Origin of the sequence: Clostridium felsineum DSM 794 (assembly GCF_002006355.2) — a bacterium.
Classification (GTDB): domain Bacteria; phylum Bacillota; class Clostridia; order Clostridiales; family Clostridiaceae; genus Clostridium_S; species Clostridium_S felsineum.
The window spans coordinates 2,781,675-2,793,516 of record NZ_CP096980.1; the positions used below are offsets into that span (position 1 = coordinate 2,781,675).

Annotated in this window: 12 protein-coding genes and 1 pseudogene; 2 read left to right on the plus strand and 11 right to left on the minus strand. The window is 30.0% G+C overall.

Annotated features, from left to right (window positions below):
- The first annotated feature begins 286 nt into the window (after window positions 1–286).
- Window positions 287–1,432, plus strand: coding sequence for an SGNH/GDSL hydrolase family protein (locus tag CLFE_RS13180; protein ID WP_077895024.1), 1,146 nt, complete (start codon window positions 287–289; stop codon window positions 1,430–1,432).
- Window positions 1,433–1,473: 41 nt separating this feature from the next.
- Here the strand turns inward: CLFE_RS13180 and CLFE_RS13185 are convergent, their stop codons facing one another.
- The 5 genes from CLFE_RS13185 to CLFE_RS13205 form a co-directional block, all read right to left on the minus strand.
- Window positions 1,474–3,075 (minus strand): glycoside hydrolase family 140 protein, encoded by a 1,602-nt coding sequence (locus CLFE_RS13185; protein WP_077895025.1) that lies wholly within the window; start codon window positions 3,073–3,075, stop codon window positions 1,474–1,476.
- A 73-nt stretch (window positions 3,076–3,148) separates the two neighbouring features.
- On the minus strand, window positions 3,149–4,465 hold the full coding sequence (locus tag CLFE_RS13190; RefSeq protein WP_077895026.1) for a M20/M25/M40 family metallo-hydrolase: 1,317 nt from the start codon (window positions 4,463–4,465) through the stop codon (window positions 3,149–3,151).
- A 295-nt stretch (window positions 4,466–4,760) separates the two neighbouring features.
- Window positions 4,761–4,928 carry a CapA family protein gene (locus CLFE_RS13195; protein WP_077895027.1) on the minus strand — a complete coding sequence of 56 codons (168 nt, stop codon included), beginning with the start codon at window positions 4,926–4,928 and terminating at the stop codon, window positions 4,761–4,763.
- Window positions 4,929–5,279: 351 nt separating this feature from the next.
- Window positions 5,280–6,242 carry an aldo/keto reductase gene (locus CLFE_RS13200; RefSeq protein ID WP_077895028.1) on the minus strand — a complete coding sequence of 321 codons (963 nt, stop codon included), beginning with the start codon at window positions 6,240–6,242 and terminating at the stop codon, window positions 5,280–5,282.
- Between the two features lie 106 nt (window positions 6,243–6,348).
- Entirely contained in the window at window positions 6,349–6,915 is a 567-nt protein-coding gene (locus tag CLFE_RS13205) for a TetR/AcrR family transcriptional regulator (RefSeq protein WP_077895029.1), read from the minus strand.
- A 149-nt stretch (window positions 6,916–7,064) separates the two neighbouring features.
- On the opposite strand from CLFE_RS13205, the gene CLFE_RS13210 reads away from it, so the two are divergent.
- Entirely contained in the window at window positions 7,065–7,862 is a 798-nt protein-coding gene (locus CLFE_RS13210; protein ID WP_077895030.1) for a hypothetical protein, read from the plus strand.
- Between the two features lie 108 nt (window positions 7,863–7,970).
- Here the strand turns inward: CLFE_RS13210 and CLFE_RS13215 are convergent, their stop codons facing one another.
- The 6 genes and pseudogenes from CLFE_RS13215 to CLFE_RS13240 all read right to left on the minus strand — a co-directional run bounded on the left by CLFE_RS13215 (window position 7,971) and on the right by CLFE_RS13240 (window position 11,827).
- On the minus strand, window positions 7,971–8,459 hold the full coding sequence (locus tag CLFE_RS13215) for an Ig-like domain-containing protein (RefSeq protein WP_077895031.1): 489 nt from the start codon (window positions 8,457–8,459) through the stop codon (window positions 7,971–7,973).
- Between the two features lie 30 nt (window positions 8,460–8,489).
- The gene (locus tag CLFE_RS13220) at window positions 8,490–8,744 is read right to left on the minus strand and encodes a hypothetical protein (protein WP_077895032.1); all 255 of its coding nucleotides are present in this window, start codon (window positions 8,742–8,744) and stop codon (window positions 8,490–8,492) included.
- Window positions 8,745–8,833: 89 nt separating this feature from the next.
- On the minus strand, window positions 8,834–8,992 hold the full coding sequence (locus CLFE_RS13225) for a hypothetical protein (RefSeq protein WP_250944616.1): 159 nt from the start codon (window positions 8,990–8,992) through the stop codon (window positions 8,834–8,836).
- Between the two features lie 332 nt (window positions 8,993–9,324).
- On the minus strand, window positions 9,325–10,317 hold the full coding sequence (locus CLFE_RS13230) for a ketopantoate reductase family protein (protein ID WP_077895033.1): 993 nt from the start codon (window positions 10,315–10,317) through the stop codon (window positions 9,325–9,327).
- 38 nt (window positions 10,318–10,355) lie between these two features.
- On the minus strand, window positions 10,356–11,123 hold the full coding sequence (locus tag CLFE_RS13235; RefSeq protein ID WP_077895034.1) for an alpha/beta fold hydrolase: 768 nt from the start codon (window positions 11,121–11,123) through the stop codon (window positions 10,356–10,358).
- A gap of 492 nt (window positions 11,124–11,615) precedes the next feature.
- A pseudogene (locus CLFE_RS13240) lies at window positions 11,616–11,827 on the minus strand (helix-turn-helix transcriptional regulator).
- Window positions 11,828–11,842 lie beyond the last annotated feature (15 nt).

An 11,842-nucleotide genomic window follows, 5' to 3' on the forward strand; every position in this document is an offset into this window, starting at 1 on the left:
TCACCTTCTGTGAGATATATGTTGCAGTAAAGTTTCTACCTTGTGGCTTCTAAAACATTCCTGCTTAATAATTTCTACTTTAGAATATTTTAAAAGTCAGAAGGTATTAGAACCTTCTCAACTTATATATTAAGATTTAAAATCCATATTTTCTCATCATAATCATAATATGCTGTATTCTTAAAATTATTGTTTCTACTAATTAAATAATAGATTTATATTTTACCATATTTATGTATGATATAATATAAATGTAATTTAACACAATTAAAAGGAGTGATAATTTATGAAAAAACAACTTACTTACCTTCTAACTAGCTTTATGCTTTCTTTATGTATAACTCCAACATCAAGTGTTTTTGCAGCTAAAAATATACATACAAACATTAATTCTGAAAATCAAAACACAACTTTACTAAATAATATAAGCTCAAATAAATCTATTTCAAATGTTCTTCTAACTGGGCGCTTTGATACAAGCGATTCTGTAGGTCCAAAGTTTGCATGGAGTAATTCCTCAATTAAAGCTAATTTCAAAGGAACTGGAATAAGTGTTAATTTAAAATCTTCAGGAAATGATTGGTTTGATGTTATAATTGATGGAGATGTACAAGCTCCTATTGGTATAACTACTAATACAACATCTCCTTTTATCCTAGCTTCAGGTTTAAAAAAGGGAACTCATACTGTAGAATTAGTTAAAAGGACTGAGCCTCTTGTTGGTGAAACTCAATTCTTAGGCTTTACTGTTACTGATGGACATCTTTTACCATCACCAAAACCTTCTTCAAAACGCATAATGTTCATTGGTGATTCAATTACTGCCGCCTTTGGAAATGAAGGTGCAAACCAATATGAAGATTTTTCACCAGCAAAAGAAAATGCTTATCTCTCCTATGCGGCTATGACTGCTAGAAATTTGCATGCTGATTTAATGAATATTAGTTGGTCTGGAAAAGGAATATATCTTAATGCTGATAAAACTACTACAGATGTAATGCCTGAACTATATAATAGAATTTTGCCTAATAATAAAACTAACCTTTGGAATTCACAAAATTGGATTCCTCAAGTAGTAGTTATTAATCTTGGTACAAATGATTTCGAATCTGGTGTAGCAGTAGATAAAACAACCTTTGTTAAAGGCTATTCAGATTTTGTAGATTTAATAAGAAAAGAATATCCCAAAGCTGATATTTACTGTGCAATTGGACCTGGATTAGTTGGTGAAAATCTTATAATGCAAAGAAGCTATGTAACTAACATTGTTAATTCAAAAAAATCTTCTGGGGATAATAAACTTTATTTTATTGAATTTCCCATTCAAGATGCAGCAAATGGATATGGTGAAGATTGGCACCCAAGTATAAAAACTCATACCTTAATGGCAAATCAACTTACTAGTCAAATAAAATCTAATTCTGGATGGTAATTTAATAAAAAATGAAGCTCATATAAAACGAGCTTCATTTTTTAATCTTGTTTTTTTAATACTAATAACCAATCGCCTTCCTCCTTTTTTAGAGGAATTTTCCATTGATCATGAATTAATTCTAACTCTTCAAAAACATCGTATTCGTTAGTACGTGGATCAAACCAAGTTAATTTGTATTTACCCTTTTGTAATCCCTTTACTTTTACAGTTTTTCTCGCTGCATCTGAATAATAAATCACCATTCTGTTCTTAGCTTTATTGACTGTTATAAGTGGTGCTTTTTTACCGAAAAGATTAGTTTCATTTTCATCATCTGGGTCTTTATAAGGTGTTAACTCCCAAAAATGAATTTTTTCATAGAAAGATTTCATATAACCCATTTGTTCTCCACCAATTCCATCAATTGCTTCATACCAAGTAATGTCAAATCTATTAAAAATATTCATAGGATTAGGTTGACCTTTTTCCCATACATTATCCCAAATTCCTTGAGCCCCATAAGTGTAGCCACAACCTCCAAGCTGAATTGACATATATGCAACTCTTCTTAACATATCTGCTGTACACATGCGTGTTCCATTTTCTTCTAAAGTAGAGCAAAATTCATAAAAACATTCCCCCTCTATAAATGGCTTTTTAGGATACTTTTTTAAAAACTCCCTATAATAAATTGGACTAACTGGAAAATCACCATGTCCAGCTTGATTCAATGTAAAATCAAACCAGGTTTCACCTTGATAATAATCTGCAAAAGGTCTTTCATTTGTATAATGCGCTGTTTGAAGAGTATTATAGCCGTCTAATTTTTCTATATATTTAGCTACTTCACACCAGCCATTTATACATAATTCTCTACTTTCTTCAGTGTAGCCAGCAACCTCTCCTGCTAATGTCCAAACAATGGGTAATGAACCATATCTAGCTATTATGTATCTTGCTAAATTCTTTTGATTATCAACATCACCAATTATCGACATAAACCATGCAAAACCTATAGCATTAACAAGCCCCAAATCTGCTAAATAATACATACGTCTATCTAATTCATTTTGATAAAATTCTATATTAGGAAGCTTTCCATTTTCAGTTTCTATCCAATAATACTTGTCACCCTCCATAATACTATCACTTCTTAAATTCGTCTGATATATATTATAACCCTGATCTACACGTTTTTTAGCCATTCCCTTAAACATGCTATCTATTTTAGAATGATTTGATTCATCCCATTTTTCTTTGTAGGCAAATTCCCAATGCGTATCCCCTAGCCAAAAAAATGGTGTTCCATCATCATATATTAAATACTTACCTGACGGATGAACCTTTAAAAAACCATGTTTATATATGTCTAAATCTCCTTTATACTCAACACATTCAACTTTACCTTTTATATCATTTAGTTTAGATGACTCATCTGCTGATATTACAAAGCTCCAAATTCCAAGTTCTGTAGGCGCAAAGGAAATTTTATAGACATTACCTCCATCATAGTAGGCTTCTCTTTTAATAATTCTACCTGACGGTGCTGTAAATAAAGCACTTATATTTGCATCTAGAAATGGATTTTTATATGTAGCTTCACTTTTAAACTCTAATATTATTTGCCGCCACTTTTCTATTCTTTTGTTTTTATAGTTCATTTTACACCTCGCTATTTTTTATCCTATATCTAATTTAATTATTTTTTTAAACGATTTCAACATAAATTAACTATCATCTTATTGTATTCAGTAATTTAAATATAGAATTCGTTCCAAATTCCAACGCCTTTAAGGGGATACGTTCATTTGAAGCATGTATGAGCTTAGAATACATTATATCTTTAGGAAATAACATTGGTGTGAATCCATAGGTTTGTATACCAAGCTTTGAAAAAAATCTCGCATCCGTAACACCAGCCATGACAAATGGAATAGGTATTCCCTCCTTATCTCCTTCTTTAATAATATCAGAAAGCGTGTTGAACATTTTTAAATCTACTAATTGAGGTCCTGGATCATAACTTGTAACATTTATTTCTCCTATTTCTCCTATAATTGACTTTACCTCATCTAATATATTTTCCACACTATATCCTGGTAATATTCTTCCGTCTAACTCCAAGGTAATTTCCGAAGGTATAACATTTATTTTATTTCCTCCTCTTACTATTGTTGGACTAACACTATTGTGTAGAATAGGATCAAAAAAACTCATTTTATTACCTAAAACTTCGAGAATCTTGTCACACTCACTAGGATTAGTTAATCCTTTTAATATTTCACCTATTTGGGGTTCAAAATTTTTAGCCATTTCATTAATCATTATTTTCGCAGGTTGTGTAATATGTGCTGGGAGTTTTTTTTGATCCAATGCAGTTAATATACTTCCAAGCTTGGCCATTGCACCATCATGTATTGGCATTGAACCATGTCCACCTTTACCCCTCGTTACTATCTTAAGGCAGCATCTTTGTTTTTCCGCAACCATAATAGGATAAAATTTCTTTTCTCCTATATACATAGTAAATCCGCCAACTTCACCAATGGCATATTTTACATTTTCAAATAGATGTGCATAGTTCTCAACAACATACCTAGCACCATATTTACCATCCGATTCTTCATCTGAAACTATACAAAGAATTATATCACAATGTGGAATAATTTTTGAAGTTTTAATTTTTATAAGTGAAGAAACCATCATTGCTATTGCACCCTTCATATCAAGTGTTCCTCTTCCGTATACACAATCATCATCAATTGTCCCTTTAAAGGGTGAATGTTTCCAAGTTTGATTTTCTGTTGTAACAACATCCACATGTCCATACATTAAAAATGGCGCAGCGCTTCCATCTCCCTTTAGCCTTGCTATTAAATTAGTCCTTCTTTGTGTTTTGCCAACGATTTTTGTTTCAATACCCACCTCTGATAAGAGTTTTTCTATATATCTAATGCATTCATTTTCATTTCCTGGTGGGTTTGTTGTATTAAATTGTATTAATTTTTGTAGCAGTTCTACTGGATTTATATCCTTACTTTCTTTTAACATAATTTATCACTCCCTAGCTTATTTCTATAGATGATTTCTTTATTATTAATAGGTAAAATTTTTTCAAAAAGAAGCTTTTCAAGTCTTTTAATTTCATTAATTTGATTTTTTGTGAAACAATATATGTTTTTTCCTCTCCTTAAATCAGAAAGAGTTTTCAAAAAATCTAACAACCTATAATCATATATACCATTTTTCAACTTACGAACAAGAGTATATGTAGGGAATACTTGAATTGGGGTAATTTAAACGTATAACATTAACCATATATTCTTTTCTTGGTATTAAATCGCGATTATTTAAACAATATGTATAAGATAAAAAAAGCAACTCTTATTCCGTTTTTTTCACTAATAGGTATGTCTCTCTGCTCTTTTGTATCTCTCGCTGTTCCTACATGTCTATGTTTATATCCATTTTGATTAAGAAAATCCAATGTAGCTAAAAGTCCTTTCTCCCCCATATCAAAGCTATAATTATTTGCTGTTGAAAAAAGAATTCTTGAATCTCATCCCATAAATTTTTTAAATTATGTTGTATTAAAATTTCCGAGGTACTTTATATTTAAAATTATTTTCGCATTCTTGTGAATAATTATACTTTTTACCTTTAAATATATTTATAATTCTCAAAAACTGCCTAACAAGAAATATTTTAAAATACATATTTACTTTCTCCTTTTACAGATTAGAAACTGCATTTTGCATGTGCATCATAGGTTTTTTGTATTAAAATCTAAGTTTTTTACTCTATATTCTTTACTATAATACTCTAATTCTTCTTGATCAATCTTTAAATGAAACATTTATATTTCTTAATCATAAGCAAGGATTTTATCAATTATATCTAATTCTTCTTTGCTAAACTCTAAATTATCTACTGCTTTTACATTATCTTCAACTTGAGCTGGTCTACTTGCACCAATAATTACTGATGTTAAATCTCCTCTTAATGTCCACGCTAATGCCATTTGAGCAAGACTTTGTCCCCTTTTTTTAGCTACTTCATTGAGCTTAATAACCTTGTTAAGCTTTTCATCTGTTATGTCCTTTTCATGCAAATACAAACTGTGTTTCCCAATTCTTGAGTCTTTAGGTATTCCATTTAAATATTTATCTGTAAGAAGTCCTTGAAAAAGAGGTTTAAATGCAATAGTACCTATTCCTTCTTCTTTATGTATCTCTAACTGTTTCCCCTCAATTTTTCTATTAAACATGGAATATTGGAGCTGATTTATTAAGCATGGAGTTCCAAGCTCTTTTAAAATCTTTGATGCTCTTTTTGTTTCTTCTGGTCCGTAGTTTGATATACCTACATATAAAGCTTTTCCCTGCCTAACCATTAAATCAAGAGCTCTCATTGTTTCTTCTAATGGCGTTTCTGGATCATATCTATGATGATAAAATATATCAACATATTCCAACCCTAAACGTTTTAAGCTTTGGTCTAAGCTTGCAATTAAATATTTTTTTGAACCACCATCACCATAAGGGCCTTCCCACATATCATATCCAGCTTTCGTTGATATAATCATCTTATCTCGATCATAGGATGTATAGTTCTTATTTAATATCCTCCCCAAAGTTTCCTCTGCTGAACCATCATATGGTCTTCCATAATTATTAGCTACATCAAAATGGGTTATTCCAAGTTCAAAAGCTCTTTTAAATATTGCTTCGCTATTTGAAAAAACGTCCCTTGAACTAAAATTATGCCATAATCCTAAAGATATTGCTGGCAGCTTAAGTCCACTATTTCCACATCTATTATATAACATATTATTACCCTCCATATGTATTGTATTTTTAATACATTGTATATGATTTCATTTATAATTCTACTACATAATAACTATGAATAGCAACCGTATACATAAGTAGACTTTAGAACTCATTATAAGTTATTTTAGTCCATCCACCTATAACAGCATCGATAACTAAATCAGTAAGTTCTCCAAGTTCCATTTTAGAATTTGAACTTAACCAATTTGTATATATACCTATAATTCCAGAAGAAATGTATTCTACATACACCTCAAGCTTATCTTCTGAAAACCCAGACTTTAAGTAAAAGGATTCTTTAAGTGAGTTTTTTAAAATATTTTTGCATTCTTCCAAGAAAAAGGAATAAGATGATCTATTAGAAATATTTCGATAAAAGCTAATATCTTCTTCCATAATTTTAGTCAATCCTTTTAGAAAATTCTCTATCTTAAAAGGTCTATCACTTTTTAATAATATACGAACCTTTTCTGCTGCCCGTAATCCAAATTCCTCCAAAACATCATCAATAGCTGTATAGTGAAGATAAAATGTTTTTCTATCTATATTGGCCATATCAGCTAATTCAGTTATTGTTATTGATTTATATTCTTTTGTTTTTATCAACTTTACAAATGCATTACATATTGCTTCTTTTGTTTTCTGTATTCTTCTATCTACCTTTTTCATTAAATCCTCCTAAATATTCAACGAACTTCACTTAAACGTGTATTAATTCACATTTTCTATTATATTGGCAATTGAATATATCTTTAAATATAATTATAATACACATATGAGTAATAATCAATAAATGTACATTTATAGGAGGTTTTATTATGATTGAAAAACTATTTTCTTTCTATCCATCAAATTACACTCTCAAGGATTTCACATATTCTTTTAGTTCAAGCAACCCCAATTTAAAAATTCTCCTTATTGTAGCAGTATTTACTTTTTTCATAGGCTATATGGAATATGTTTATAGTTTTAAGTTGGTAAGAAGAGAAAAAAGTGCTCCCTATCCTGTTTGGATGCATACTTTCTATTTTGCTCATGATTTTATGGGCGCAATGGTATTTGCCTTAGCTTCAAAGGCTACAGGAGGTTTCTGGTTTTTTACTGTTGCTTCTATAGCACTGGTTGTGTGGAATATATTTGAAGTATACAATTTGTACAAATGTATTGTTGTTGAACGTCAAGAAATATGGGGACACCTATATAACAAGCCAGTAACTATAAAAAAAGCTTTTATTCGTGTAATCGGTCAAATCATTGTTTTTATTGGTGTAGTTAATTTGTTTAGAATTTTCATGAATGATCCTTATATGTTCAAATGGTTTATTTTTACTAATATCTTAATTGCTATAGTTCCAGGCCTATATTGGGAAAAAAGAAAAACACAAATTGGAGCTTCCTACAAATTAGCTATTGTAATACTTATTGGTACAATTAATTCTTTTCTTCCTGTTAATATGTGGTCATTATCAAGTAATTACTTCTCCATTTCAAATAACCCATGGTTCTATTTGATAGGCATTATTAGTGTTGGATTTGCAATTAGAAATATTGTTGTTCTTAAAAGGCTTCCTAAAAAACCCACAAAATTGAAAAATGGAACAAAAACAGTTTTTTAATATACCCTACATGATTTCAATATAATAATTTTACTTGTAATCTAAAAGGGCACCTTAAACTTTGATCAGGTGCCTATACATTTAATTTATGTTGTATCCATTAACCTTTCATTCAATGACACCACAACCTAAAACTTTAAGTGTCATTATCATTCTTATACCTTTAGTCACAACTGGATCAAAGGAGGTATGATTGTATTTATTTAGTTCAACTCCTAACCCTTGTACATTATTTACTGATACCCAAGCACCATCTTTGTTCATAACCTGTATTTCTACCACTGATGATGCTGCTTTTAAAGCTAAATTTTCAGCTATACCACTTACTACCATAACTTCTGTTTTTATATGTGTACTAATTCCATCTATATGTCCTAAAACTTCAAAGCTCCCACTTTTAGAATAACTATTCATAGACACAGCATCCCAATTAACTGTAGTATCATAATAAATACCATCAGAATACAGTGCTTTTATTTTCTGTGGCAAAACAGGTGCTATTCCCACTTCAGTTACAATATTTCCACAGGGGGCTGTAACAATTTTTTTATCTCCAGTATTTACTGTACCCGTAGTGCTTTTATTCATATCCGTCATAGAAAAAGACAGTTCATTTCCATTTCCTAGTTAAATATATAAATAATTTTTATTCATATCTCCAAACTCAAATATTCTTGCACCATCACCTTGAATGCCATTGAGTTTTACATCTGCATCAACAGTAAAATCCTTAACTCGTTTTGTCAATGTATTTGTTAGCTTCACATATCTACTGATACTTCCATTCATAGAAACTGCTTTTCCAGTTTTTCCATCTGATAAAGCTACATTTCCCACTAATTTAGCATTATTTTTCGCTTGAGATTCATCTAAAACATTCACAGTAAAAGTATCACTACTTTCTAATTCTCCATTACTTACATTTAACTTAAAAGCATATTTTCCAGCTTTATCAACACTTACACCTGTTATTAGCTTACAATTTTAACATTTGCACCACTTGGCTTATCTAAAACTGACCATTTATCAGCTAATGCCATTTGTGGATACCCATCATCTGTAGCTATTCCTGCCAATTTAAATACATCTGATAAATGTATAGTTTGCTGGTTTAGTATTATGAGATGCACATTATTTAAAAGTTACTACAGTATTTTTAGAAGATGATAATTTAACAATAACTGTTACTTTTTTACTATTTAATACTTGAACCTTACCACTTTCTTTTCCACCAACTAATACCTTCATAAGAACCCTTCTTTAATCCTGTAGTTTCAATGTTTAGTTGGTGTTCATTCAGTTAGATTATTTATATTTAATTTAAAACCTGAATTATCTTTATTCACTTCTGCCTTAGTATATTGATATCTATCCAATTAAATATATAATTTTTCATTGATAAAGTTTAATCTTGTACACAATCCATCTAAAGGAGTAACTTTATACAAATTGCCAGTGCTTCTTATTTATAGGTACCCTCCCTTTTTACTATGTAATCATTATTATTTTTATTTATATAATTAATTAAGTGTTTTCTCAATTTATTTATATTTGGCGTTATCAAATTTGATTTTTTAGTCAATTCTAATAAGGCTTTGTCTAAATACTCCATTTCCCTCCAAGCAGATTTACAATGATCACTTATTGCTAACCTTCCAAGTGGCGTCGCTGCGCATATTTTTAGTCCCAAATAAACTAAACTTCTATGCTTTTTTACAAAATTAATACTTCTCTCTGGATCAATCTTATATCCTAACTTAACTAGTACATCACATCCTTCAATTATAGCATCAATAACAGCATTTAACGCTTGTCTATTTTTAGATACCTCTCTAAGATCACAATTCGACATATAGGCCAAATATGCTAGTGGCATAATAAAAACAATATGTGTCTTAAAGAAATCCTCCATATTCATATGATAATGTATTTTAAACCTTGATTTTTTAAATATTTTTTCTATAATAGGTTTATAGTCGTCTTTTCCTTCTAAATCTCCAATATCAAAATCCGGATGTTTGGTATGTACACTTATTACTTTGCCTCCTTCTCGCCTTCCACCAATACTAAAAAAACCAAAAATCACTCTAGGCTTACTCTCTGATGTATTTTTAACTTTGTCACTTATTTCTTTAGCTTTATCTTCATTACCAACAAACACAAATAACGGACAGCTAATATTTTCACTAATAACTGGCAGTACAGCTTCAACTTGTAAGGCTTGCATAACAATAAATGTCACATCATAATAATCATTTGGCAATAATTCTTTTACTACCTTTATTTTATCTACTGTGATTTTCCTTTGCAGCCAATGGCTAATTACTAATCCTTTTTCTTTTATCTCTTTATATCTACCACCTCTAGCTAGAATAGTAACTTCATGACCTACCCTATTTAATTCATAAGCAGCATAAGAGCCTAAAACTCCTGCTCCATATATTAATATTTTCATAAGTTTGTCTCCTCAATCCTTTGCTTTTAAAGCCCAAATTATAATATACAACGCTTAACAGTTTCTACCCATTCTTTGGGATGACATAAAAGAAGTTCTTCATGTGATAAGTTATGTTCCACTATATGGGGTTTTATAAAATGCTGCTGATACCTATTTTTATATTCTTCTCCCATCTTAGCTGCGTAAAAGCAGTGAATGGTTGTTCCACGTGCTTCAATGTCATTTCCAATTCTTGTTATCAAATCCGTATAAAATTGATTTTTCATGCTATTTTTCTTAACAAAAGACATATCAATTCCATTTATGCCCATCATTTTAAGGATATTTTTCGTATATTCTTCTCCCCCATTTTTTATCATTTGCTTTTTAATAAGTTTAGGCACTTTCCCTTTATGTAGTAATTTATATAACAATAAAATCATAATTTTCGTCTTAACTAAAGCTGATATTTTTGAAGCTTGATCTAAATCTAAGCTTCCTAAAATCCCATGCTTCATTTTAATTTTTCCCCTTTTAGCCATCAATCCTACAAGCGAACCACCAAGAGAACAGCCATATACTGCATGTATCTTACCCTGTAATCTTTTGTTTATGTATTCTTCAATTTTTGTCACCTCCGTTGTAATGTCCTGAAATTCTGTTTCCTCTGTCTCATCAAATCCGTCATAGGATATGCATAAAACAAAAAAATCTTTAGCTAATAAATCTATTACCCCGGAGAAGTTATTTTTCCAATGACAAAACGTTCCTGGTAGTAGCATAATGGCTGGATTTTCTTCTTTTCCAAAGTTGTATAACTTCATAAATATAATCCCCCTTATTCCTTCATTCCATTGTAAGCTTTACAATCTTATTATTTTTATTGTAACTAAACGAAATACTTGATGTTATTTTAAATAAGATTGTAATATTCTTAAGTTCATACTAAGATTCCTTTTCAAAATGAAGTCCATAGCAAAGCTTTTCCGTGTACTTTCCATAAGAAATTTCCCATTGAAATACAAATAGCATCTGGATATTCATTTATGAATTTCTGTATTTCACGGTCTAATATTATTGTTCTAGCAATAACTCCCCCTTGCATTTTAGTATTGTAAATTTATTTACTAATAATGAAACTTGTATTTTTAAGTATATAATTAAAACTCACTCTGTTGATATTGATTATCATGTTCATTTACATTCTACCACTTACTGCCATAAACTTCAATGAATAATTTTCCATTTGTATTAAATTTACATAGCAAAATAAAATAAACGACTATGCCTTCTGACATGGTCGTTTATTTTTATTATCATATATCATCATTCACAAATTGAAATATTTCTTCTACAGATTTTCCAAATGCCTTAGCAATATCCATAACTAATTTTAATGATGGATTATATTTTTCATTTTCTAGATACCCTATAGTCTCTCTTCTCACTCCTATTAATTTAGCTAATTTTCTTGTTTCATATTTAATTGTCTGCGAAGTTCATGAATCTTAGTCTTTAATCTTGTCAATTTTACTCACCAACA